Origin of the sequence: Streptomyces sp. P17 (genome assembly GCF_032436805.1) — a bacterium.
GTDB lineage: Bacteria > Actinomycetota > Actinomycetes > Streptomycetales > Streptomycetaceae > Streptomyces.
Genome location: NZ_JAVRBF010000033.1, coordinates 57,034 through 81,008, shown reverse-complemented (window position 1 = coordinate 81,008; position 23,975 = coordinate 57,034). Strand labels below are relative to the sequence as shown.

Genomic DNA, 23,975 nt, shown 5'->3' with positions numbered 1-23,975 from the left:
GCCGGCCACGGAGTCGATGAGGCCGGCCCTCCTCCCTTCAGGCTCTCCGGCCGCACAAGCCGATCGAACGACAGACCACCGGCAATCCACGACCGCACGGCGCATTCCGACGACTCCGCGCCACACCGCAGAAGGGGCTCCCATCGCTACCGACCAGCCGAGCGCCGCACCGCCGCGCTCGTTCCTCATCAGCGTCGTCCTGCCTTGTTACAACGAGGACCAGATCCTGCGACGCACACACGACCGTCTCGCCAGGGCCCTGCACGGCCTCCCGCACGAGATCGTCTACGTCGACGACGGCAGCGCTGACGGCACCTGGCCGCTCATCAAGGAACTCGCCGATTCCCCGGGCAGCGTGGTGCGCGGAGTGCGCTTCAGCCGCAACTTCGGGCACCAGGCGGCCGCGCTCGCCGGCCTCGCCGAGGCGACCGGGGACGCCGTCGTCCTGATGGACGCCGACCTCCAAGACCCTCCCGAACTCATACCGAGCATGGCGGAGTTGTGGTTCAAGGGCTGGTCGATCGTCTCCGCACGCCGCGCCACCCGGCACGGCGAGACGGCGCTCAAGAAGTCCACCGCATATCTCTACTACCGTCTTCTGGCCCGGCTCAGCGACCAGCCCGTCGCCCTCGACACGGGCGATTTCCGGCTCCTCGACCGCAAGGTCGTCGACTTCGTGACCTCGCTCAGGGAGAAGGAACTGTTCCTGCGCGGCGCGATCAGCTGGACTGGTTTCCCCGAGACGAGCATCACGTACGAGCGCGACGCCCGGGGCGCCGGCACCACCAAGTACACCCTGCGCAAGATGCTGGCGCTTTCCCGCACCGGCATCCTCTCCGGAGCGGCCGCTCTGCCGCTGCGGGTCCCCACCTATCTCGGCACCGCCTCGCTGCTCGGCGCGGGCGCCGCGCTGGCCTGCGGCAAGGCCCGGCAGGCCGCCCCGCTCGCCGCGTTCGGGGCGCAGTCGCTGGCCTGCGGGGTGCTGGGCGAGTACCTGCTCGGCGTCTTCTGCCAGGTCCAGGGCCGCCCGCCCTATCTCGTCATGGAACGAACCGAATCGGCCCACAGCGCCACCACGCAGGCATCCGCATCCCTTGTAAAGGAATTGGCATGAGCGCAATACACGCGAACCCCGGCAACACCAGCGCACCGAAAACGGGAGACATGCGCGATGCCGTCGTGGTCGGCGGTGGCTTCACCGGTCTCACCGCCGCCCTGGAACTCGCCGAGCGCGGACACCGCGTGACAGTCGTGGAGCGGGAGCCCGAACTCGGCGGCCTGGCAGGAAGCTTCGACGTGGGCGAGGGCCGGCGCATTGAGCGCTTCTACCACCACTGGTTCGGCTCCGACCGAGAGATGTTCGACCTGTGCGAGAAGCTCGGCGTCGAGGACGCACTGGAGCCCCACCTCACCCGCACCGGCATGTTCTACGCCAACTCCGTCTACCGCCTCTCGCGCCCCCTGGACCTACTGCGCTTCGCCCCGCTCCCGTTCCTGGACCGCCTGCGGCTCGGCGTCCTCGCCCTGCGCGGCCGGCGAGTCAAGGACTGGCGGACTCTGGAGCACCGTACGGCCGAGGAATGGCTGGTCTCGCTCGGCGGACGCCGGGTCTACGACGTCGTGTGGCGGCCCCTGCTGGAGGGGAAGTTCGGCCAGTACGCGGACCAGGTCGGGGCCACTTGGATGTGGACGAAGCTCGCCCTGCGTGGCGGCAGCCGCAACAAGTCGGGCAGTGAGGTGCTCTACTACCTGCGCGGCGGCAGCGAGACCCTGGTCGACGCCATGCACAAGCGGCTGACCGAACTCGGCGTGGAGGTGCTCACCGGCACCGCGGTCGACGCGGTGACCACCGACGACGCCGGCGTCACCGGCGTACGCACCGACGACGGAACGTTCCTGCCCGCCCGCCAGGTCCTGCTCACCATCGCCCCGGAACTCGCCGCGGACCTGCTCTCCGCCGCCGGGCCCGACGCTCCGGCCCACGCCGCGGTGCCCGCCCTCACGCGGCGACTGCGCGAGATCCGCTACCTGGCGAACGTCTGCCTGGTCCTGGAGAACAACCGCAGGCTCTCCGACACCTACTGGCTCAACGTCAACGACCCTTCGTTCCCCTACGTCGGCGTCATCGAGCACACCAACATGGACTCGCCCAGCCGGTACGGCAACCGGCACGTCGTCTACCTCTCCAAGTACCTGCCGTCCGACGCCGAGCTGTACCGCATGAGCGACGAGGAGGTCTTCGCCTTCAGCCTCCCGCACCTGCGCCGGATGTTCCCCGGCTTCGACCGGAGCTGGGTCGACGACTACCACGTCTGGCGCGCCGAGTACGCCCAGCCCGTGATCACCCCCAACTACAGCCGCGACATGCCTCCGACGCAGACCGGCGTGCACGGCCTGTACCTGGCGAGCATGGCGCAGGTGTTCCCGGAGGACCGCGGCACGAATCACGCTGCGCGTGAGGGCCGCAGAACCGCGGAGCTGATGGCCGACCGGCTGCGCACCGCCGACAGGACGGCCGCGCCGCGCGCGGTGGAGGCCTCCGGTGCCTGAGCTGCTCACCATCGACCAGGCCGAGAAGCTCGGCATCGACCAGGTCCACGACCTGTACAAGAAGTACGTCAGCCGCAGCGAGGTCTCGCTCCTGCGCTCCTTCGGCTTCGGCCGCGACCTCGTCGACAGCGCCGAGGGCGCGTGGATCCAGCTGCGGGACGGTCGGCGCCTCCTCGACTTCACCGGCGGGGTCGGCGTCCTCAACCACGGCCACAACCACCCCCGTGTCCTCGCCGCCCGCGACCGGTTCCAAGAGCAGCGGCGCATGGAGGTGCACAAGATCTACCTGTCGCCCTACGTCGCAGCGCTCAGCCACAACCTCGCCGCGCTGCTCCCGGGCGACCTGAACATCTCGTACTTTCCGAACTCGGGTGCCGAGGCCGTCGAGGGCGCCGTCAAACTGGCGTACAAGTACCACGGCGGCCGACGCGGCACCGTGCTGCACACCGACATCGCCTTCCACGGCAAGCTGCTCGGCGCCGGTAGCCTCACCGCGTCCTCCGAAGTCCACTTCGCGTACCCGAAACTGCCGGGCACGGATTCCTTCGCCTACGGAGACCTGGAGTCCTTCCGGCTCGCTCTGGAACGCCACACGGACGAGCGCGGGCGCAGCGATGTGTACGCAGTGGCGCTGGAGCCGTACAGCGCGTCCACCCTGCGCGAGTGCTCCGCGGAGTTCCTGTACGAGGTACGCCGGCTGTGCACCGAGCACGACATCGTGCTGATCTTCGACGAGGTGTACACGGGCTGGGGCAAGACGGGCCGGATGTTCCACTTCATGCACCACCCCGGCCTGGTCCCCGACGTGGTGACGACGTCGAAGTCGTTCGGCGGCGGCAAATCCTCGATCTCCGGCTACATCGCCCGGGAGCCGGTCTTCCGCAAGGCGTACGACAACCCGCGCGACGTCACCCTGCACAGCACCACATACCACGGCTTCGGCGAGGAGACGGCGACGGCACTGGAGGCGGTTGCCGTCGCCGTCGAGGAGGACTTCCCGGGGCGGGCCCAGGCCCTCGAAGCCATCCTTGGGCCCGGGCTGGCCGAGATCGCCGCCCGCCACCCCTCACTCGTGGCAGGCATCGCCGGCCGGGGCGCCTTGCACGGTGTCAGGCTGCGGCCGAGAGCCCAGCTGCCCGCGGCCGTACGCGACCTGATCCCCGTCCACCTGGCAAAGGATCCGCAGGCGTTCGCCAAGCTGATCACCAGCGCCGTGATCGCGGCGCTCTACCGGGACCACGACATCCTGTCCTTCTTCGGCTCCACCCAGGACATCGCGCTGATCGTCTCGCCGCCGCTGGTGGCCGGCGAGAAGGAGGCACGTCTCTTCCTGGACGCGCTCGACGCCGTGCTCGACCGGGGCGCGCCCCGGCTGCTCGCGTCCTTCGCGAAGGAGATGGCGACGGCGGCGAGGGCGGCACGGTGAGGCGGGGCGGCGGGCCGATGCAGGCCGCACTGCGCGCCAGTGGCCTGCGCTCGCACTGGCAGCGCCACTACCCGGTCCTGCGCACGAGCTCCGCGATGGCGGCTGCCGAGGCGCACTTGTTGCACACCCTGCGGGCGTTGCCGCTGACCCAGCGCGCCGGATACGCAGCCCTGCTGCGGACGCTGCCCCTGGCCTGCCGGCTGACGTCCGGCGGACGTTCCCTGCATCGTGGGTCCGGCGACGCGAGCGGCGCCGGGGGACAGCGGGGCCTGGGGGCGGCGGCCACGCTTCCGGGCTTCCGCGAGGTCATCCGGTCGAGCACCGCGCTCGCCCTGCTCGGCGCGCTGGACGGCCGTACCGGGAAGGAGGGGGCACGGTGAGGCGGGGATCCGGACTGCAGCGGAGGATCGACACAGAGATCCTCGTGATCGGCTCGGGCGCGGGTGGCTCGGTGGCCGCGCTGGAACTGGCGGCGGCAGGACACCAGGTGACGGTCCTGGAAGAGGGACCTCGCGCCGGCACCGCGACGATCGCCGCGGCGAGCCCGGCCGAGAACCTGCGCAACCTCTACCGCAACGGCGGACTCACCCCCATCCTGGGCACCCCCACCATCGTCTACGGCGAGGGTCGTGCCGTAGGCGGCACGACCCTCGTCAACGGTGGTCTGCTGTGGGAGCCGCCGCCCTCGCTGCTCGCGCGCTGGGCGGCGGTGGCCGGCGTCGACGGCTACCGCGCGGAGGATCTCGCGCCCCATCTGAAGACGGTCTCGGCCCGGCTCGGGGCCGCCGTGCAGCAGCACGGCGGTCCCGAGGCCAACCGAGACTCGCGGCTCCTGGCCGAGGGCGCCGACCGCCTCGGCTGGAGCTGGCAGCACGCCCGCCGCGTCGTGCAGGGCTGCCAGAACCGCAACCGCTGCACCACCGGTTGCCCCAGCGGAGCCAAACAGAGCATGGCGGTCAGCTACCTCCCGCGGGCCGAGGCGCTGGGCGCGCACATCAGCCCCGACACGCGCGTGCTTCGCCTCCTGCACGACGGCCGCACCGTGCACGGGGCCCTTGCCACCGGGCCCGACGGCGCCCGCTTCGAGTACCGGGCCCGCTCGGTGTTCCTGGCGGCAGGACCGCTCGGCACCCCCGGCCTGCTCCAGCGCAGCCGCATCCAACAGCGCCGCGCCGGACGGGAGTTGGCGCTCCACGTCAATCTCCGGACCGTCGCACGCTTTCCCGGGCAGGTGAACGCGGACCACGGCACCCTCTTCACCGCGCAGCTGAAGGAGTTCGGCGACCGCGGAATCCTGGTGATGCCGTCCAACGTCTCGCGCGGGTCCCTCGCCGCCGCGCTGGCCGGCCGCGACCCCGCCGAAGTCACCCGGTACCTGGAGGAGTACGACAGGCTGGGCGTCTACACCACTCAGGTGCGGCTGCAGGGCACGGCCACCGTTCGGTCCCTGCCCGGCGGTGGGATGCTCCTGCGGCACGGCATGACGATCGCGGACCACGGCGCCCTGGTGGAGGCCTTCCGCATCGGCGCCCGCGTGCTCCTCGCCGCCGGCGCCGACCAGCTCACGCCCCCGGTGTCCTCGGCACCGCCCCTGACCACCATGGCCGAGGTCGAGGAGTTCTGCCGCCGGGTCCGGCCGGGCGACTGGGAACTGGTGTCGGTGCACGGCATGGCCTCCGCGCGGATGGCGCAGGCGGAGCGCGGCGGGGTGTGCGACGAGCTGGGCCGCCCGTACGGCTTCGAGGGCCTGCGCGTGTGCGACGCCAGTGTTCTGCCGGGTGTCACGGGAATCAGCCCGCAGGGCACGATCATGGCATTCGCCCACGAGATCACTGCCCGGTTCATCGAGGAGAGACAGCGGACGGCATGACAGGCCGCGAGGCCGCCGACCTGACGTCACGAGAAGCGCGGAGTGCCGCGCCGACCGTGACATCACCGAACCCCCGTTGCCGACCAGCCCTGCCGGGTGGTCGGCAACGGGGGTTCGGCTACGAGGAACTGCAGGGAAGCGGTGTGCCGGCGGACAGGGCCGTGACGCGACGGCGCCACCGGTGGTGCGCGGCACGTCGCGCGGGAGCCGGCCGGAGCTCAACCTGCGGCCCGGCTCCCGTGTCCTGCCCGTGCCCGTATCCGACGCCAGGGGCCCTGACGGCTACCCGGCCGGTGCCGGCCGCCCGGTCCTCGCCGCCCAGGACACCAGCGGCCGACTGCCCAGGCCGACGGACAGCAGGAGAGCGCCGAGCAGCAGCCAGCCGGGCAGCCCCATGCCGAGCGGCAGCATGCTCATCACCGCCGGGGCCACGGCTTCCACCACTCCGCTGCCCAGCCCGAACACCCCGGCGTACTGGCCCTGCAGATGGGCCGGCGCCAGGCCGAAGCAGTACTCGGTCGAGGCGGCCGCGTACCAGAGCTCGCCGAGGGCGAAGACGGCCATGCCGCCCATCAGCAGTCCCGTCGCCACCCAAGGGGAGGGCCCGCTGGCCAGGGCCATGAGCGTGAGCCCGGCGGCGAAGGCCGCGCCGGCCCAGGCCATGCGCTGACCGGCGGTCCGTACGTCGTGCACCCCGCGGCTCGCCTTGACCTGCATCAGCACCACGAAGGCCATGTTGAGCACCAGGACTGCCGAGACCACCCAGCGGGGGGCGTTCGTGTGTGCGACGATCCACAGCGGGAGCAGGAACCCGGAGACGGCGTAGTTCAGTGACAGCACCGCATGAGCGAGCGTGGCGCTGAGGTAGGTGCGGTCGCGCAGGGCGGCCCAGCCGCGGTCGCCTTTCTCGGCGGCCACGCCCGCGATCCTCGGCAGGCGCAGGAGGATGAGGCCGCAGCTCACGTAGGCCAGGGCCCGACAGACCACCAGGGCCAGGTACGCAGGCCGGCTGTCGATCTGGATCGCGAAGCCGGCGGCGACCGAGCCGAACGCGAGGGCCAGGTTGGTCACCGACCGCAGATAGCCGATGAACACCGTGGGGTTCCCGTCGGACACTCCGCGGATGAGCGGCGCCTTGCTGGCCACGTCCGCCGGAATGATCATCCCCGAGACGAGTGAGACCGCGAAGAAGGACCAGAAGGATCCGACCAGGGTGAAGCAGGAGATCACCACCCCGCCGCAGAGCATGACGGTGATGTGGACGCGTTTGGACCCCCAGTGGTCGGCCAGCCGTCCGATCAGGACCCCGGCCACCAAGCCGGTCATGGCCCCGCCGAACAGGCCGATGGCGACCTGTCCGGTCGGCAGCCCCACGACGCGCGTGAAGTACAGGGCGCTCGCGGTGGTGAACATCCCGCCGCCGAAGCTGTTGGCGAAGGTGGCGAACGTCAGGATCCGCTGCGCAGACGACGCGGGCAGGAGCCTGTGCAGGCCGCCACGGGCGGGCGCGGGCGCAGGCGTCGTCACCGCCACAGCGCGTCCCCGAAGCGGACACCAGGACGCAGGGCGGGCTGGAGGGCGCGCAGTTCGCGGGGGGTGAGGCCGTCCGGGACGGACTTCACCTGAGCGCCGAACCAGTCCCAGACCTTGGCGAACCGCTGCTGCAGCTCCTCGGCGGTGTCCGCCGCCGCCATGAACTGGCCGATCCGGTGGTCCGTACCGGAGACGGCCGGGGTGCGGTCGCCGACGGGCCGCTCGATACGGACGAATTCCACCCCCGGCCGCGCCATGACCTGGTCCGCTGAGGGGCAGTCGAGCAGCAGCCCCGGACCGGCGGTCAAGTACGCGCCGCCGACGATTCCCGGGCGGATCTTGACATCGAATTCAGGGCGCCGCCCGAGCGCGACCTGGATGGCACAGTCGGCCAGATCGACGTTGAACTTCGTGTGCACGACCTCCTGTACGAGTGCGCCGCCCCGCCGCGCGGCGCACTCGCCGAAGGTGAGCGCACCGGTCTCGGAGTCGTGGAAGAGCTCCATGTGGAACATCCCGTCCCGAAGGCCCAGGGCGTCGAGCGAAGCCGTGATCACGGGAAGGGCCCGGTCGTAGGCCCAGCTCTCGTCGGCGGGGTCGAAGTGGCGGAAGTTGAGCGGGCGTCCGCTGTCGACCGCGGTCAGGCACGGGTCTCCGTACCGGCCAATGGCGCAGAACAGCAGCTCGCCTTCGTACAGCACGCCATCGGCGATCCATTCCTCGCCCTGGACGAACTCCTCCAGGACGAAGGTGCGCTGCGCGGTGCCCTGACGCCGGTACTCCTCGCTGCGGCTGCGTAGCTCCGCCACAGAGGAGACGACGGTCGTCCGCTCGGTGGCCGCTCCCGCGACCGGCTTCAGCACGGCCCTGGCGGAGGCGAGTTCGGTGATCCCGCCGACGTCGTGGACGTCGTCGACGACCACGGCTCCAGCCGTGGTCAGGCCGGCCGCCCTGATCTCTCGCTTCTGCACCGACTTGTCCCGGAAGCGTACGGCGACATCGGGCGCTACGGCCGACAGTCCGAGATGTGCGGCCAGCAGACCGACCATCACCAGAGAGTCCTCGGCGGTGGTGTACACGGCGTCGAAGGAATCGGAGGTCAGCCCGGCGCGGGCGAGCGCCATGAGGACGGACTCGGCGTTGGTGTGGTCGTCGACGCGGATCACCGTGACCTCGTCCGGTATCGCGATGTGGCCCTGCTCCCAGACGGCCGTTCCGCATACGACGGTGACCTCCAGGCCGCGGCGGACGCATGCCCGCATGCCGTAGCGGTCAAGGCCCACGATCAGGATCCTGGGGCTTGCGTTCTCCATGCGCTTCCTTCCTCGCGTTCTGAAGCGGTGCCCGAAGTTGCCATTATTGGCAATCTCGCGGCAGCTCATTAACCCAATGCGAGGCGTACGCTGTCAATCAAGGCAAGCAATATTGTCAACTACGGGCAAGTCGCGTGCGCTACGCCGGTCGACTGCCGAGAAGGGCGGGATCGTGTTCATGAAGCTCTGCTGTGACGGACCGGTCCAGGCCGCGCCAGGAACGGCTCCGCCCGCAGATCACCTACCTTGACGGCACGATCGGCCGACTCGTCTGTCACTCCGTCGCCGGCCATCAGGAGGGGCTGTCACGCTGCGGGAACTCCGTGGCCGGATCCCCGTCCTCCGGGCCCGTCGCAGCGGACTCAACGGACACTTCCATTGCCAGAGCAGACACCTCTGTTGCCCAAGGGGTGTGTGCATCATGAAGTTGCAGATCAAAGCTCCGGGCGTGATCTGACCCCACCGAAACACCCCGTGCCGGCAGCCCACGCTTCGCGGCACTTCGCCCCACAGGCCAGAAGACCGATGAGACGAGGCAACAGGACCTGAATCAACCAGCAGCGTCCACTCTTGGCGGTCCGGTCCTCCACAGGTGCACCCCGCTCACATGTGCCCCGTCACGGTGTGCCTCGCGCGTCGGGCCAGGCGTCCGCGCGTCCCTGCGTCAGTGACTCCGCGAGGAGCCGCCAGGCTTCGGCGGCCAGATCGACGTTGGCCGCGCGCTGTGCCTCCTCGCCCATCTCTCTCAGTCGGTCGGCACCCTCGGACAGTCGCCCCTCCGTGATCATCAGTTGGGCCTCCAGGATGCGCAGCCTGATGCTGTCGCGGTGTGTGATGCGCAGGGGCTCCCTCCGTATCGACTCGATGATCTTCCGGGCGTCCTCGGGGCGACCCTCGTGGTGGGCAAGGTGCGCCTTCAGCGTCGCCAGTTCCTGCCGCGCCACTTCCGTACCGATCAAGGCGATGGCCGGCTCCGCCTCGGTGAGCAGCTCAGCCGCCCGTTCGATCAGCGGCGGCTGCGACTGCAGCGAGAGCGAGGCCGCCGCCAGCCGCAGCCGGACCCACAGCAGCAGATCGTCCGTGCTCGCCAGCCGGTCCAGGGCCTGTCCGAATAGCTCTTGCGCGCCTGCGTAGTCGCCCTGCCTGACCCGGACGGTCGCCGATGCCCACCGCGCCTCCGCGGCGAGCGGGCCGGCGCCCTCGCCCGTCAGTTCCAGAATCTCGTCGGCGTGCGCACGGGCGTCCGGCAGCCGTCCGGCCTCACCCTCGGTGGAGATCAGGGCCAGCAGCGCGGCCCCGATGTCCTGCACCGACAAGTCGGCACCCCGACTTGCGCGGTATGCCTCCTCGGCAGCGGCCAGGGCACCGTTGATCTCACCCAGCGAGCGCAAGCAGCGGGCGAGCTGAGTACGGGCGCGGCAGCGCAGCTCCGGAATGTCCAGGTCGTCGGCGATCCGAACCGCCTGCTCCAGGAAGCTGCGCGCCTCGTCGAGCCGTCCTTGCTGCAGGCGGCGCTGCGCGACCAGCCAGAACCCCTGCCAGCGCAGGGCTGGTTCCTCGGTACTCGATGCCTGGAGTAGACCGCCGACTTCCTCGCTGAGCCCCATACCGTCCGAGGAGGACGCGATGGCGAGCATGTGCAGCAAGGACTTGCTCGCAGGCTCGTCGAACTTGCTGCGGTCCACGTCGAGTCGCTGAGTCAAGTAGTCGATGGCGCGCTCGGTCGGCCTCCGTGCGCCTGATTCCAGCCGGGAGAGGTACCCGGTGGACATGCCGTCTCCGGCGAGCGCGGCCTGGGAGAGGCCACGCTCTGTCCTCATTTGTCTGAGCCGGCGGCCGAAGTGGGGCTGTTCCACAAGTCGATTCCAAGCGCTGTTGAGCGGGCAAGGGCGATGTTGAACTGGCTGAGGCGCACCGACAGCGGAGCGCGCCGGTCCTTGCCTTGCCCCTGTGGGGGTGTGCGGAAGCGGCATCAGGTTTGTCGCCAGGTCACTCTCGGAGTCAGCCAGTCAGAGGCAGCCTACTCAAGGCAACCCTCTTGGCAAAGTTGTCCCTATGAAGCGCTAGGTGGCGCGCATGCTCCTCGTGATCAGTGAGATCTGGCACCAGAAAGATCTTGGCAACTATTGCCAGGTTCTGACTGGCTGGATTACCGTCCTTGGCAAGTGGGGGGGCCGACAACCCCACGGCAAGCCTTCTCTCATCTCCAGGGGACAACCATGCGCAAGTTCAAGGACAGGGTCCGCCTCGTCGTTCTCTCCGCCGTGATTCTCGGCGGGACACTGGGCTTCTCGACCATTGATATCAACGAGCCTTCCAAGAGTTCCGGACAGGTGCTCGCCATCGACCGGCCGCAGGCCGAACAGGCGCCCATCATCGACTGGCCGTGACCGCAGCGGCCACCGCATCTTCTTGGTCCCCAGCCGGGCTCGCCCGCGCTGGGGACCTGTCACGTCGCCCCCATGAGCTGACCCCGTTCCGTGACGTCGGTTTCCGCTACGACGACCGTCCCGTGCTGAGTGGCGTCTCGTTCACCGTGCCCGACCGTTCCCACACGGCGCTCGTCGGGCGCTCCGGGGCAGGCAAGTCCACCGTCTTCTCCCTCGTCTGCCGCTTCCACAGCCCTGGCAGGGCGAAGTCCTCTTGGGCGAAACGCCCACATCCAGGCGACGACCGAGGGAGACGGCCCCCGCACCCCCGACATCATCGCCACCAGCGCGACCAACGCGGTCGTGGCCTGGCGGGAGGGCATCGTGCCGGGCCAGGTCGACCACGGCTACATCCGGTACGCCTACACCACCGACGGCGGCGCGAGCTGGAGCCACCCGAAGGTCCTCGCCCAGGACACCAGCGAGTACTCCTGGCACTTCGTGGTGCTCTACCAGAACGGCAGCGAGCTCTTCGCCTACCTCGGCCGGACCAAGTCGTCCGCCGACAACAACTCGGGCCTGCCGATCGACGCCATCGTGGTCAAGCGCAGCACCGACGAGGGCCACACCTGGCAGAACTACCCCGTCACCATGCCGCTCGACCTTCCGGACACCACCGCCGACGAGGGACTCGCGAACCTCATCTTCGCCGGACGTCCGGTCAAGCTCGCGAACGGCAAGCACGTCATCCCGTTCTGGGCCTCGGGCCGCCAGAACGGTGTGCTGATCTCCTCGGACCTGAAGACCTGAAGACCTGGACGGCCGGCGGCATCGTGCCGGACCCGTCGAACCTCGACGCCGCCGAACCCCAGATCGCCGTCTCCCAGGACGGCCCGAACAAGCTGGTCATGGTCGCCCGCAGCATCGGCACCCAGACCCGGGCGGCGACTGCCACCAGTTCCGACGGCGGCCTGACCTGGACCCCCTTCACGCTCGACAGCAACCTGCCGAGCCTGAACGCCAAGGTTCAGTTCATCAAGGACAGCAACGGCCAGTACCTGTCCCTCTACAACACCGCCACCAACCGCGACGTCCTGAACTACAAGACGAAGCGCCCCGGCGCCGCCTGGAGCGCGGGCACGTTCTTCGCCAACGGCGCGACGGCTGACAAGGACCCCGATCAGCAGGGCACCACGGGCGCGGGCTGGGACACGTACCCGATGGCCGACGAGTACGCCCCCGGCAAGTTCTACGTCGCCGGGGAGTTCGACACCTCACGGATCAAGGTGAACAAGCTGGACATCTCAGACGCGCCCTGACCCTTCCCGCGCCCTGATCCACCCCGCCGTACCCCCCGGTAGCCAGTCGACCGGGGGGTACGGCAGCATGGGCGCCGCAACCCTCGTACGACCGAAAGGCCCTCATGAAGCCGGAGCCCGAGATCCTGGCCGCGTTCGAGGCGGCGAAGGGGTTCATGCCGGCCGACGAGGGCCTCGCGCTCTACGCGGCGGCAATTAAGGCAGGCGGGCTCGGCCTGCCCCTCCTCGAGGTCGGCACCTACTGCGGCCGCTCCACGATCCTCCTGGCCGACGCGGCCCGCGCGGCCGGAGTGACGGCCCTCACGGTCGACCACCACCGCGGCAGCGAGGAGCAGCAGCCGGGCTGGGAGTACCACGACCCTCAGACGGTCGACCCCGAGCTCGGCCTGATGGACACCCTCCCGACCTTCCGCCGCACCCTCCACCGGGCGGGCCTGGAGGACCACGTGATCGCCCTGGTGGGCCGCTCCCCCCAGATCGCGAAGGTCTGGTCCTCCCCCCTCGGCCTGGTCTTCATCGACGGCGGCCACACCGACGAGCACGCCACCGCCGACTACGAGGGCTGGGCCCCCCACGTGGCCGAAGGCGGCCTGCTGCTGATCCACGACGTGTTCCCGAACCCACTGGACGAATTCACCGGCCAGGCCCCGTACCGCGTATACCTGCGCGCCCTGGCCTCCGGCGCCTTCACCGAGATCTCCGTCACCGACTCGCTGCGTGTGCTGCGGCGAACCGGGGCGGGGATCTGAGGGCGCGGTTAGAGTCGCAGACGTGTCGTACGCAGGCCCTGAATTCGAACCGCCCCGCCGCCCGAGACGCAGCCCCCTGACCGTGGCCCTAGCCGCGCTCGTGCCGGGCGCGCTGCTCGGGTGGGTGGTGTACGAGGGACTCGGCAGCGCCGGTGACGGAGCCGGCGGCGCGGAGGCGACGGCGGTGGGGACGCCGTCGGCCACCGTGTCCTCGTCCCCCACCGACGACGAGAAGCCGAGCCCTGGCCCGTCGCAGCCCACGAGTTCCGCCCCTCCCGCCGCCTCCGGCCCTCTCAAGGGCAAGGTCGTCGTCATCGACCCCGGCCACAACCCGGCCAACTTCCAGCACACCGCCGAGATCAACCGCAAGGTGAACATCGGCACGGGGTACAAGGAGTGCGACACCACCGGTACGTCCACCAACTCCGGCTACACCGAGGCGAAGTTCACGCTGGACGTGGCCCACCGGCTGCGCACGCTCCTGCACCAGCAGGGCGCGGCGGTGAAACTGACCCAGGACGGCGACCGTTCCTACGGCCCCTGCATCGACGAGCGGGCGCGGATCGGCAACAAGGCGAAGGCCGACGCGGTCGTCTCGATCCACGCGGACGGCGCCGGCGCCGGCAACCGCGGCTTCCACGTCATCCTCCCCGGCTCGGTGAACTCCGGCGCCGCGGACACCCGTCCGATCGTCGCCCCCTCCCGCCAACTCGGCGAACGCATCGCGGGCAACTTCGTCCGCGCCACCGGCAGCGCCCCCTCCAACTACGTCGGCGACGGCACCGGCCTGGTCACCCGCGAGGATCTGGGCGGTCTCAATCTGTCAACGGTTCCCAAGGTGTTCATCGAGTGCGGCAACATGCGCGATACCAAGGACGCGGCACAGCTGACCAGCGGTGCCTGGCGGCAGAAGGCGGCGCAAGGGATCTCTGAGGGAATCGTGAGTTTCCTGCGCGGGTAGTGATCAGCGCACTGATCCCGGCGGACAGCCCGATCGTACGGACGATAGGGTCGTCCCTACGATGAGGGGCCACCCCCGCGCTTCACACCGGGGCCTGACGGCGACATGGTGACAGCGACGCCTCTACCGATGACGAGACGACCTACGAAGGACCTGAAGTGAATATCCGCTCCCTCACTAGAGGCGACGGCGTGGTGATCGGAGCAGCGGTGTTGCTCTTCGTCGCGTCGTTCCTCGGCATCTACTCCACCGACGGTGCCGAGGGCATCGACATGCCGTCCGCCTGGAGCAGCGCACCGCTCCTGCTCGGCGTGGTCCTGGCGGGCCTCATCGGTGCCGCACTCGTCGTGGTCTCCCGGGCACTGCCGCAGCCGCGCAAGATCGCCGGTCTTGAACTCGGCCAGTTCGGTGTCGCCTTCACCGTCTTCGCGGCGTGGAGCGCACTCGGCAACATCTTCGACCCGGCGGGCGGCCTGAACAACGTCGGCCAGGGCTCCGACGGCCCCGACGCGGGCACCGGCCTGATCCTCGCGCTGATCGCCACCTTGGTCATGGCCGGCGCCGCCGTCGCCACCCCCCTCGTCCCCGCCCTCCAGGCCGCCCTCGTCCCGGCCCCCCGCCCCGCGGCCCCGCAGCCGCCCTACGGCGGTCAGCCGCAGGGCGGTTACGGCTACCCCGGCGCCCCGGGTGCCCAGCAGCCGGCGCCGCAGCCGGGTCAGCCCTACGGCGCTCAGCCGCAGGCCGGGCAGCCGTTCGGCGGGCAGCCGCAGCCGGGTCAGCCCCAGCAGCCCCAGCCGGCCGGGGACTTCTCCCCGTTCTGGTTCGCCGTGCCCGTGCCGCGTCCGCTGTTCGCGGAGGACGGCTCCCCCACGCCGATCGCCGAACTGGCGCCCGGCACCTGGTACCTGGCCGTGGAGCAGCGCGGTCCGAGCCTGATCGCGCAGACGCAGGACGGTCGCCGTGGTGTCCTCCAGGACACCAGCGGCATCCAGCGCGGCTGACACCCCATCGTCACGGCCTCTCGCCCTTCCGGGCGGGGGGCCGTTGTCGTACAGTCGCAGCCTCCACTTAGCTGACGCATCGTCAGGAGGCAGGCATGCGGCTCGGTCTCGCGCTCGGCTACTGGGGTCGCGGCCCCTCCCCCGACCACGTCCCGCTCGCCCGGGAGGCCGAGCGGCTCGGGTACGACTCCGTGTGGACCGCCGAGAGCTGGGGCTCGGACGCCTTCACCCCGCTCACCTGGATCGCCGCCCACACCTCAAGGATCAAGCTCGGCACGGCCGTTGCCCAGATGGCCGCCCGCTCCCCCACCACCACCGCCATGCACGCCCTCACCCTCGACCATCTCTCCGGCGGCCGCATGATGCTCGGGCTCGGGCTGTCCGGGCCGCAGGTCGTGGAGGGCTGGTACGGCCGTCCGTTCCCGAAGTCGCCGCTCACCGCGACCAGGGAGTACGTCGAGGTCGTACGGCAGGTCCTCAGGCGGGAAGCCCCCGTCACGCTCGACGGCCGCTTCCACTCCCTCCCCTACCGCGGCGACGACGCCACGGGCCTCGGCAAACCCCTCAAGCCCATCACCCACCCCCGCCGCCCCGACCTCCCCGTCCTCCTCGGCGCCGAGGGCCCGAAGAACGTCGCCCAGACCGCCCGTATCGCGGATGGCTGGCTCCCGCTGTACTGGTCAGCGACCCGCCCCGAGGCATACGCCATCGAAAACCTCCCGGACGGCTTCCTCGTCGCCCCCATGGCCCAGGTCCGCGTCTGCGACGACGTACGCGAAGGTCTGCTCCCCGTGAAGACCATGCTCGGCTTCTACATCGGCGGCATGGGTCACGCGGCCCACAACTTTCACGCCGACCTCATGGCTCGCATGGGTTACGAGGAGGAAGCCCGGCGCATCCAGCGCCTGTTCCTCGAAGGGCACCGCCAGGAGGCCGTACTCGCCGTCCCGGACGCCTTCGCCGACGAGATCTCCCTGGTCGGCCCCCGCGAACGCATCGCCGAACGCCTGGAGTTGTGGCGCAAGGGCCCGGTGACGGACCTGCTGGCACTGGCCCCGGACGAGGAGACGCTGCGCGTGCTCGCCGAGCTCAACCAGTGAACTCGCGTTTGGTTCACGGTTGAGCGGCTACCCGAGGGGCATGTCCCCTCGATATCGTAACGGTGCCAATCAGGCCGGCACGGTCATCGCGATCGTCGCCGACGTCATGGCCCTCATCCTGGGCCTGTGGATCCTGATGTACCTGCTGGACGCGAACCGTGCGAACGACTTCGTGCAGTTCATCCATGACGCAGCGCGCTGGCTCGCCGGCTGGTCGTACGACCTGTTCACGTTCGACGAGCAGTGGGCCAGGGTCGTCGCCGGCTATGGCCTGGCGGCGGTGGTGTACCTGTTCGTCGGACACGCGATCGCGAACCGGGTACATCGCCACTGAGGTCACGCCCCGTGCCCAAGGGGCGCGGGGAACTGCGCGACCAGCCACAGTCCGCCCGCACTCGCCACACGACAGCACTGCCCGTGCTCTCAGGCGCAGCAGTCCGGATCCAACCCCATCGGCAGACGATCCCCGCCGAACACCTGGCAGGTCGCCTCGTCGCCGCCCAGTGCCGCGACCGCGAGCAGGAGCGAGCCCGCGGTCCAGGTCGTGAGTTCCCTCGGCCAGATCGCGTCGTCGTCGAAGACGTAGCCCGTCCAGTACAGGCCGGTCTCCTCGTCGCGCAGGTGCTGGATGGACTGGAGGATGTCCAGCGCCCGGTCGGACTCGCCCATCGCCCACAGCGCGAGGGCGAGTTCGGCCGATTCGCCGCCCGTCACCCACGGGTTGGGGACGACGCACCGCACCCCGAGCCCGGGCACGACGAAGCGGTCCCAGGACTCCTCGATGCGGGCCTTGGCCTCCGCGCCGGTGAGCGCGCCGCCCAGCACCGGGTAGTACCAGTCCATCGAGTAGCGGTCCTTGTCCAGGAACCGCTCGGGGTGACGGCGGATGGCGTGGCGAAGGGCTCCCGCCGCCAACTCCCAGTCCGGTTGGGGCTCTTCCCGCTGCTCGGCGATGGCGAGCGCGCACCGCAGGGCATGGTGGATCGAGGAGGATCCCGTCAGCAGCGCGTCCGTGGTCGCCGTACCGTCGTCGTCGCGCCGCCAGCCGATCTCGCCGCCCGGCTGCTGGAGCTTCAGCACGAACTCGGTCGCCGCGAAGACGGTCGGCCACATGCGGTCCAGGAACGTGTCGTCGCCGGTGGAGAGGTAGTGGTGCCACACGCCTACGGCGATGTAGGCGACGAAGTTCGTCTCCCGGCCCCGGTCGGTGACATCGTCGAACGCTCCGTCCTGGTACGCCGCGTACCAGGAGCCGTCCTCGTTCTGGTGCCGCGCGAGCCACTCGTATCCCCGCTCGGCGGCCTCGTGCTCGCCCGCGGCGTCCAGACCCATGGCCGCTTCGACGTGGTCCCAGGGGTCGAGGTGATGCCCTCGGAACCACGGGATCGCGCCGTCCTCCCGCTGCACGGCGAGCAGTCCGGCCACGGTCGCGGTGGCCTGCTCGGCGGTGAGGACCCCGGGCAGGACGAGGTGTTCTGTCCGGGGAGTGGTCACGAGGTGGCCACCTGAGGCAGGTGCGGCTTGGTCGCGTACGCCACGAAGCTCTTGCCGATCAGCGGGTTCAGCGCCTGTTCGGCGACCCGGGTGGCGAGTGGCCTCTTCATGATGTCCCAGACCAGCAGCTTGTGGTACGCCCGCACCGGCAGCGCCTTGTCGTTGTCGACGCCGAACGCGCACTTCAGCCACCAGTACGGCGAGTGCAGCGCGTGCGCGTGATGGGTGCCGTACGGCTTCAGGCCCGCCTCGCGGATCTTCTCCAGCAGCTCGTCCGCCTTGTAGATGCGGATGTGGCCGCCCTCGACCTCGTGGTAGGCGTCGGACAGCGCCCAGCAGACCTTCTCGGGGCCGTAGCGCGGGACGGTGATGGCGATCCGGCCGCCGGGCTTCAACACCCGGACCATCTCGGCGAGTACGCCCTTGTCGTCCGGGATGTGCTCCATGACCTCGGAGATGATGACGACGTCGAAGGACTCGTCGGGGAAGGGGAGGGCGAGCGCGTCGCCCTCCATCGCCGTCGCGGTGGCGCCCTCGGGGGCCTCGCCCGCCTCCTTCATCGCCGCGAACCACTTCGCGACCTCGCGGATCTCCTCGCCGTTCTGGTCCAGCGCGACGACCTGGGCGCCGCGCCGGTAGCACTCGAACGCGTGCCGCCCGGCGCCGCAGCCGAGGTCCAGCACGCGGTCGCCCGGGGCGAGCGGGAACCGGGAGAAGTCGACGGTCAGCACGTGGCCCTGCTTTCGGAATAGACGCCGGTGGTACTCGCGGTGGTCGGGGGTGTGGCGCCTGCCGAGGGTGCGGGTGCGTCGCTGTCCGGGGCCGTGGAGCGGGCGATCGCCTCGCGGTAGTGCGCCACCGTGCCCTCCGCCGCTCGCGCCCATGTGAACCGCTCCAGCACGCGCTCGCGCCCGGACCGGCCGAGTCGCGCCCGGAGTTCGGGGTCACCGAGGAGCCGGCTCAGACCGGCGGCCAGCGCGCCCGCGTCGCCGGGCGGTACCGCCAGACACGTCTCGCCGTCCGCGCCGGCCACCTCCGGGATCGCCCCGCCGGTCGTCGCGAGCAGGGGCGTGCCCGTGGCCATGGCTTCGGCGGCGGGCAGGGAGAAGCCCTCGTACAGCGAGGGCACGCAGGCGACCTGCGCCGAGCGGACCAGGTCGACCAGTTCGGCGTCCGAGATGCCCTTGACGAACTCGACGGCGCCTTCGAGGCCGTACCGCTCGATCGCCTGCGCGACCGGACCCTCGGCGGGCTTCTTGCCGACGACGACGAGGTGGGCGTCGGGGTGTTCGGTGCGGACCTTCGCGAGCGCCTCGACGAGGAAGACGAGTCCCTTGAGGGGGACGTCGGCGCTGGAGGTCGTGACGATCCGGCCGGGTACGACCGCCACCGACGGGTCCGGCTTGAACAGGTCGGTGTCGGCGCCGATGTGGACGACGTGGATACGGTCCTCGCGCACCCCGAGGTGGTCGACGATCTCGGCGCGGGAGGTGCCGGAGACGGTGAGGACGGACGGCAGCCGGCGGGCGACGCGCTTCTGCATCCGGGTGAAGGCGTACCAGCGGCGCACCGAGTACCGGCGGCGCCGGCCCTCGGCCGCGTCCAGCTCCAACTGCCGGTCCACGGTGATGGGGTGGTGGATGGTGGTGACGAGGGGGGCGCCCACGTCTCCCAACAAGCCGTACCCCAGCGTCTGGTTGTCGTGGACGACGTCGAACTCGCCGCGCCGGGCGCGCAGATGGCGGCGGGCGCGCAGGGAGAAGGTCAGCGGCTCGGGGAAGCCGCCGGTCCACATGGTGGCCACTTCCAGGGCGTCGATCCAGTCGCGGTACTCGCCGCGCCGCGGGGTGCGGAAGGGGTCGGGCTGGCGGTACAGGTCGAGGCTGGCCAGCTCGGTGAGCGGGACGCCCTCGTCGAGGACCGGGTAGGGCTGGGAGCCGATGACCTCGACGCGGTGGCCGAGGCGGGCCAGTTCGCGGGAGAGGTGGCGGACGTAGACGCCCTGGCCGCCGCAGAACGGGTTCCCTTTATAGGTGAGAAGCGCGATGTCGAGAGGTCGCTCGCCGTCCGCGGCGGGCTCCTTGGGGGAACCCGTCCGACTGGCCTCAGCGGTCACTCTGGGCCCCCTTCTCCCTGCACTGTCCCGCGAGATTACGCCGGGACGCTAATCTAGAACAAGTTACAGACTTGATCGTTCAAGAGGCTCCGAATCTACCGGCAGGTAGAGGCGGCGTGAGCAGTGGATCAGGTGATTCACGCCACGGTCGCGCCACGGCGAGGGGAACAAGGTGGACAAGGTGGCAGCCAGTACCGCGAGACCCGTCACCCCGCCTCTCACCGAGCGACAGGAGGCGCGCCGCCGCCGCATCCTGCACGCGAGCGCGCAGTTGGCCAGCCGGGGCGGTTTCGACGCGGTGCAGATGCGGGAGGTCGCGGAGTCGTCGCAGGTGGCGCTCGGCACGCTCTACCGCTACTTCCCCTCCAAGATCCATCTGCTGGTCGCCACGATGCAGGATCAGCTGGAGCACATGCACGGCACGCTGCGGAAGAAGCCGCCCGCGGGCGACACGGCGGCGGAGCGGGTCGCGGAGACCCTGATGCGCGCCTTCCGGGCCCTGCAGCGCGAGCCGCACCTGGCCGACGCCATGGTCCGCGCGCTGACCTTCGCGGACCGCAGTGTGTCGCCCGAGGTGGACCAGGTCTCCCGGCAGACGACCGTGATCATCCTGGACGCGATGGGCCAGGAGAACCCGACGCCCGAGCAGCTGTCCGCGGTCCGCGTCATCGAGCACACCTGGCACTCGGCGCTGATCACCTGGCTGTCCGGCCGCGCCTCCATCGCCCAGGTGAAGATCGACATCGAGACGGTATGCCGTCTGATCGACCTCACGGCCCCCACGGACACATGAATGACCTACGAGACGGGTTCCCTGCGCCGGTATGACCCGGATCAGGTTCTGGGGGTCGCCATCCGGCCCGACTGCTGCCTTCTGGCCTCTCAGCCCGGACCGTCGACGTCGGCGCCGGCGTAAGCGTCCAGCTGTTGCTTTCCGCCGAGTCGGCTACAACGGTTCGGACTCCCTCACTCGTCCCGTAGGCCTACCTCCAGAATAGAACGCCCACCACGTGATGAAAAGGGAAAAATATCCCCTAATCCTCCGGCGGAAAGACCGGCTCCCCGCTCCCCAGCAGCGTGATCGCGATCGCCTCCACCGGGCAGGTCTCCGCCGCCGCCAGGATCTCCTCGTTGGCGTCCGTCTCCGGCTCGGCCGGGTGGGACTGGCGGGCGGTGTCGAGGCGGAATCCGTCGGGTGCCCGGTGGACGCACTGGGCCGAGCCGATGCACACCGACCGGTCGACCTCGACGTGCCAGCGGTCTCCCATCCTCCCTACCCCTCCCAGCCCGCGGGGAGATGGATCATCTTGTGTTCGAGATACTCGCCGTACCCCTCGGGCCCGAACTCCCGGCCGAGCCCGGAGTTCTTGTAGCCGCCGAACGGGCCGAACATGTCGAGGCTGAAGGTGTTGACCGAGTAGGTGCCGGTACGGACCTGGCGGGCGACCTTGATGCCGCGCTCGACGTCGGCCGTCCAGACGCTGCCGCTGAGCCCGTACTCGGAGTCGTTGGCGATCTTCACGGCCTCGGTCTCGTCGCCGTAGGGGAGGAGGCAGATCACGGGCCCGAAGATCTCCTCCCTCGCGATCCGCATGGAGTTGTCGACATCGCCGAAGAGGGTCGGCTCGACGTACCAGCCCTTGTCCAGGCCCGGCGGACGCCCGCCGCCGGTGAGGATCTTGGCGCCTTCCTCCTGTCCGATGCGGATGTAGTCGAGGTTGCGCCGCTGCTGACGCTGGGCGACCAGCGGGCCGACCTGGGTCGCCGGGTCCAGCGGGTCGCCGACGACGAGGGCGTTCGCGGCGGCGGCGAGGGCCTCGGCGAACTCGTCGTAGCGGGAGCGCGGCAGCAGGATGCGGGTCTGGGCCACACAGGCCTGGCCGTTGTTCATCCAGGCCGCCGGGACGATCCCCGCCACGGCGGTGTCGACGTCCGCGTCCGGCAGCACGACCGCGGCGGACTTGCCGCCCAGCTCCAGGGTCACGCGGGTCAGATTCCGCGCGGCGACCTCCATCACGCGCTTGCCCGCGGCGACCGACCCGGTGAAGGAGACCTTGTCGATGCCGGGGTGCCCGACGAGGTACTCACTGACCTCACGGTCGGCCGGGAGGATGGAGAGCACCCCCTCCGGCAGCCCGGCCTCCTTCGTGATCTCCGCGAGGAGGTAGGCGTCCAGCGGCGACTCGGGCGACGGCTTGAGGACGACCGTGCAGCCGGTCAGCAGCGCGGGCGCGAGCTTGGCGGCGGCCACGAACTGCGGGACGTTCCAGGGGACCACGGCCGCCACCACCCCGACGGGCTCGCGCCGCACGAGGATCTTGCCGAGGACTCCGTCGCGGTGCTCCTCGTAGGTGAAGTTCCGCGCGACGGTGATGGCGGAGTCCCACACCATCATCGCGCCGAGCGCCTGCGCGAGGAGGCTCCAGGAGTACGGCGAGCCGTTCTCGGAGGAGATGATCCGGGCGATCTCCTCGTGCCGTACGGCGATGGCGTCCTTGATCCGCCCGACGACCTCGATCCGCTCGTCGAGCGACATCCGCGGCCAGGGCCCTTCGTCGAAGGCCTTCCGCGCCACCGCGACGGCCCGGTCCACATCACCGGCGGACGCGTGCGGCACCCGCCCTATGACCTCCTCGGTATGCGGCGAGACGACTTCGATGAAGTCCTTCCCCAGGGGATCGGTCAACTCCCCGCCGATGAACAGCTGTCCGTGTTCCACGAGCTCGGTCATGGCCGACGCCTCCTGCGGAGCTGAGCACTGTTTCTGACGCTGCCTCAGAACTGATACCAGTTCTAGTTATAGTGGGCAATGACCGCGACGCGGAGGGGCAGATGACGAAGACGTACGATCACGGCGGGGGCGTCCGGTCCATCGAGGTCCCCATCCCGGACAATCCCCTCGGCCACACCCTCGTCTACGTCGTCGACACCGACCGGGGCCCGGTGCTGGTCGACACCGGATGGGACGATCCGGGCTCCTGGGACACCCTCACCGCGGGGCTGGCGGCCTGCGGTACCGCGGTCGCGGAGGTCCACGGGGTGGTGGTCACCCACCATCACCCCGACCACCACGGCCTGTCCGGCAAGGTGCGTGAGGCCTCCGGTGCCTGGATCGCGATGCATGAGGCGGACACGGCGATCGTGCGCCGTACGCGATCGGCCGAACCCGAGCGCTGGTTCACGTACATGGCGGCGAAGCTCACGGCGGCCGGCGCCCCGGAGGAGCATGTGGCGCCCCTGCGCGGCGCCCGCCGCCGTACCCTGCCCGGCCTCTCGCCCGCCCTGCCGGACCGGGAGATCGTCCCGGGCGAACTCCTCGACCTCCCCGGCCGCCGCCTGCGCGCGATCTGGACCCCGGGCCACACACCGGGCCATGTCTGCCTGCATCTGGAGGAGGCGCACCCCGCCCAACTCCCCGGCCACGGGCGCCTGTTCTCCGGCGACCACGTACTCCCGGAGATCACCCCGCACATCGGCCTGTACGAGGACCCCGACGACACCACCGTCACCGACCCCCTCGGCGACTACCTCGACTCCCTCGAACGCGTAGCCCGTCTGTCCCCCGCCGAGATCCTCCCGGCCCACCAGCACGCGTTCACGGATGCGGCGGGACGCGTACGAGCCCTCCTCGTCCACCACGAGACCCGCCTCACCGACCTCCTCTCCCTCCTCCGCGAGCCCCTCACCGCCTGGCAGCTCGCCGAGCGCATGGAGTGGAACCGGCCCTGGGACCAAATCCCCTACGGATCAAGGAACATCGCGGTGTCGGAGGCCGAGTCGCATCTGCGCCGGCTGGTGAAGCTGGGGAGGGCGGAGGCGGTGACGGGAAGCGATCCGGTGACGTACACGGCCGTATGAGGGTGTAGTACGGGATCGTGACTCCTCCCCCTCGTAAACGAGGGGGTTGCGGACGCCCGCCCCGAGCCGATCATCTTCCCCGTGATCCCCATGCGCGAACGTACCCCGTCCCCCCGGCCGCTTCCCTACGGGCCGGTAGAGTGGCGGCGTCGTCATCACACCCGTACGGGGGGAAGCCGGTGCAAATCCGGCGCTGACCCGCAACCGTGAGCAGCCCAGCGCTGCGAGCCGGACTGCCCCGCGCGGTACGTGAACGGCTCACGTGCGTCGGCAGCCCGCCGCCGTACGGCACCGTCGAGGTCTACGGAGCCGAGCC

23 protein-coding genes, 1 pseudogene and 2 riboswitches are annotated in these 23,975 nt (G+C 70.3%); of the genes and pseudogenes, 16 read left to right on the top strand and 8 right to left on the bottom strand.

The genetic code is table 11. The annotated features are described in order from the left end of the window. Positions 1-16: 16 nt before the first annotated feature. The 5 genes from RMT89_RS22130 to RMT89_RS22110 are packed head-to-tail and all read left to right on the top strand — an operon-like array spanning position 17 to position 5,846. Positions 17-1,114, top strand: coding sequence for a glycosyltransferase family 2 protein (locus RMT89_RS22130; RefSeq protein ID WP_315885488.1), 1,098 nt, complete (start codon positions 17-19; stop codon positions 1,112-1,114). Further along, positions 1,111-2,550 (top strand): NAD(P)/FAD-dependent oxidoreductase, encoded by a 1,440-nt coding sequence (locus RMT89_RS22125; RefSeq protein ID WP_315885487.1) that lies wholly within the window; start codon positions 1,111-1,113, stop codon positions 2,548-2,550. The genes RMT89_RS22130 and RMT89_RS22125 overlap by 4 nt, the downstream gene beginning before the upstream one ends. Continuing rightward, entirely contained in the window at positions 2,543-3,976 is a 1,434-nt protein-coding gene (locus tag RMT89_RS22120; RefSeq protein ID WP_315885486.1) for an aminotransferase class III-fold pyridoxal phosphate-dependent enzyme, read from the top strand. The genes RMT89_RS22125 and RMT89_RS22120 overlap by 8 nt, the downstream gene beginning before the upstream one ends. Before the next feature lie 17 nt (positions 3,977-3,993). Beyond that, the gene (locus RMT89_RS22115) at positions 3,994-4,356 is read left to right on the top strand and encodes a hypothetical protein (RefSeq protein ID WP_315885485.1); all 363 of its coding nucleotides are present in this window, start codon (positions 3,994-3,996) and stop codon (positions 4,354-4,356) included. Beyond that, positions 4,353-5,846, top strand: a complete 1,494-nt coding sequence (locus tag RMT89_RS22110) for a GMC family oxidoreductase (RefSeq protein WP_315885484.1) — start codon at positions 4,353-4,355, stop codon at positions 5,844-5,846. Before RMT89_RS22115 ends, RMT89_RS22110 begins: the two co-directional genes overlap by 4 nt. A gap of 282 nt (positions 5,847-6,128) precedes the next feature. Here the strand turns inward: RMT89_RS22110 and RMT89_RS22105 are convergent, their stop codons facing one another. The 3 genes from RMT89_RS22105 to RMT89_RS22095 all read right to left on the bottom strand — a co-directional run bounded on the left by RMT89_RS22105 (position 6,129) and on the right by RMT89_RS22095 (position 10,548). Next, a complete protein-coding gene (locus RMT89_RS22105; protein WP_315885483.1) occupies positions 6,129-7,373 on the bottom strand; it encodes an MFS transporter in 1,245 nt (414 codons plus the stop codon). After that, complete coding sequence (locus RMT89_RS22100; RefSeq protein WP_315885482.1) at positions 7,370-8,692, bottom strand: hypothetical protein; 1,323 nt, start codon at positions 8,690-8,692, stop codon at positions 7,370-7,372. Before RMT89_RS22100 ends, RMT89_RS22105 begins: the two co-directional genes overlap by 4 nt. A gap of 617 nt (positions 8,693-9,309) precedes the next feature. Further along, a complete protein-coding gene (locus tag RMT89_RS22095) occupies positions 9,310-10,548 on the bottom strand; it encodes a helix-turn-helix domain-containing protein (protein ID WP_315885481.1) in 1,239 nt (412 codons plus the stop codon). Between the two features lie 363 nt (positions 10,549-10,911). Between RMT89_RS22095 and RMT89_RS22090 the strand changes: the two genes are divergently transcribed. The 9 genes and pseudogenes from RMT89_RS22090 to RMT89_RS22050 all read left to right on the top strand — a co-directional run bounded on the left by RMT89_RS22090 (position 10,912) and on the right by RMT89_RS22050 (position 16,525). Then, complete coding sequence (locus RMT89_RS22090; protein WP_315885480.1) at positions 10,912-11,082, top strand: hypothetical protein; 171 nt, start codon at positions 10,912-10,914, stop codon at positions 11,080-11,082. Further along, positions 11,079-11,318 (top strand): annotated as a pseudogene (locus RMT89_RS46020) (ATP-binding cassette domain-containing protein); the annotation flags it as partial. The gene RMT89_RS22090 and the pseudogene RMT89_RS46020, both read left to right, overlap by 4 nt. Positions 11,319-11,424: 106 nt before the next feature. Next, positions 11,425-11,871, top strand: a complete 447-nt coding sequence (locus RMT89_RS22080) for a sialidase family protein (RefSeq protein WP_315885504.1) — start codon at positions 11,425-11,427, stop codon at positions 11,869-11,871. A gap of 23 nt (positions 11,872-11,894) precedes the next feature. Further along, on the top strand, positions 11,895-12,380 hold the full coding sequence (locus RMT89_RS22075; protein WP_315885501.1) for a sialidase family protein: 486 nt from the start codon (positions 11,895-11,897) through the stop codon (positions 12,378-12,380). 104 nt (positions 12,381-12,484) lie between these two features. Continuing rightward, on the top strand, positions 12,485-13,129 hold the full coding sequence (locus tag RMT89_RS22070; protein ID WP_315885479.1) for a class I SAM-dependent methyltransferase: 645 nt from the start codon (positions 12,485-12,487) through the stop codon (positions 13,127-13,129). 22 nt (positions 13,130-13,151) lie between these two features. Continuing rightward, positions 13,152-14,090: an N-acetylmuramoyl-L-alanine amidase gene (locus RMT89_RS22065; RefSeq protein ID WP_315885478.1), complete on the top strand. Its 939-nt coding sequence runs from the start codon at positions 13,152-13,154 to the stop codon at positions 14,088-14,090. A 158-nt stretch (positions 14,091-14,248) separates the two neighbouring features. Continuing rightward, positions 14,249-15,091 (top strand): DUF5336 domain-containing protein, encoded by an 843-nt coding sequence (locus RMT89_RS22060; RefSeq protein WP_315885477.1) that lies wholly within the window; start codon positions 14,249-14,251, stop codon positions 15,089-15,091. Between the two features lie 95 nt (positions 15,092-15,186). Next, complete coding sequence (locus RMT89_RS22055) at positions 15,187-16,191, top strand: LLM class F420-dependent oxidoreductase (protein ID WP_315885476.1); 1,005 nt, start codon at positions 15,187-15,189, stop codon at positions 16,189-16,191. Positions 16,192-16,231: 40 nt separating this feature from the next. Beyond that, positions 16,232-16,525 (top strand): hypothetical protein, encoded by a 294-nt coding sequence (locus RMT89_RS22050; RefSeq protein ID WP_315885475.1) that lies wholly within the window; start codon positions 16,232-16,234, stop codon positions 16,523-16,525. A gap of 89 nt (positions 16,526-16,614) precedes the next feature. Here the strand turns inward: RMT89_RS22050 and RMT89_RS22045 are convergent, their stop codons facing one another. From RMT89_RS22045 to RMT89_RS22035, 3 genes are read right to left on the bottom strand one after another with little or no spacing between them, the layout of a single operon-like run. Then, a complete protein-coding gene (locus RMT89_RS22045; protein WP_315885474.1) occupies positions 16,615-17,685 on the bottom strand; it encodes a prenyltransferase in 1,071 nt (356 codons plus the stop codon). Continuing rightward, positions 17,682-18,416, bottom strand: a complete 735-nt coding sequence (locus RMT89_RS22040) for a class I SAM-dependent methyltransferase (RefSeq protein ID WP_315885473.1) — start codon at positions 18,414-18,416, stop codon at positions 17,682-17,684. Before RMT89_RS22040 ends, RMT89_RS22045 begins: the two co-directional genes overlap by 4 nt. Further along, the gene (locus tag RMT89_RS22035) at positions 18,410-19,801 is read right to left on the bottom strand and encodes a glycosyltransferase family 4 protein (protein WP_315885472.1); all 1,392 of its coding nucleotides are present in this window, start codon (positions 19,799-19,801) and stop codon (positions 18,410-18,412) included. The genes RMT89_RS22040 and RMT89_RS22035 overlap by 7 nt, the downstream gene beginning before the upstream one ends. Positions 19,802-19,973: 172 nt before the next feature. On the opposite strand from RMT89_RS22035, the gene RMT89_RS22030 reads away from it, so the two are divergent. Further along, a complete protein-coding gene (locus RMT89_RS22030) occupies positions 19,974-20,594 on the top strand; it encodes a TetR family transcriptional regulator (RefSeq protein WP_315885471.1) in 621 nt (206 codons plus the stop codon). A gap of 1 nt (position 20,595) precedes the next feature. Continuing rightward, positions 20,596-20,779: riboswitch (TPP riboswitch) on the bottom strand. 56 nt (positions 20,780-20,835) lie between these two features. On the opposite strand, the gene RMT89_RS22025 is transcribed toward RMT89_RS22030, so the two are convergent. Both RMT89_RS22025 and RMT89_RS22020 read right to left on the bottom strand, forming a co-directional pair. Next, complete coding sequence (locus RMT89_RS22025) at positions 20,836-21,069, bottom strand: ferredoxin (protein WP_315885470.1); 234 nt, start codon at positions 21,067-21,069, stop codon at positions 20,836-20,838. 5 nt (positions 21,070-21,074) lie between these two features. Then, positions 21,075-22,532 carry an aldehyde dehydrogenase gene (locus RMT89_RS22020; protein ID WP_315885469.1) on the bottom strand — a complete coding sequence of 486 codons (1,458 nt, stop codon included), beginning with the start codon at positions 22,530-22,532 and terminating at the stop codon, positions 21,075-21,077. Between the two features lie 101 nt (positions 22,533-22,633). Here RMT89_RS22020 and RMT89_RS22015 point away from each other — a divergent pair, with 101 nt between their 5' ends. After that, complete coding sequence (locus RMT89_RS22015) at positions 22,634-23,659, top strand: MBL fold metallo-hydrolase (protein WP_315885468.1); 1,026 nt, start codon at positions 22,634-22,636, stop codon at positions 23,657-23,659. A gap of 169 nt (positions 23,660-23,828) precedes the next feature. After that, positions 23,829-23,898, top strand: a riboswitch (cobalamin riboswitch). Positions 23,899-23,975 lie beyond the last annotated feature (77 nt).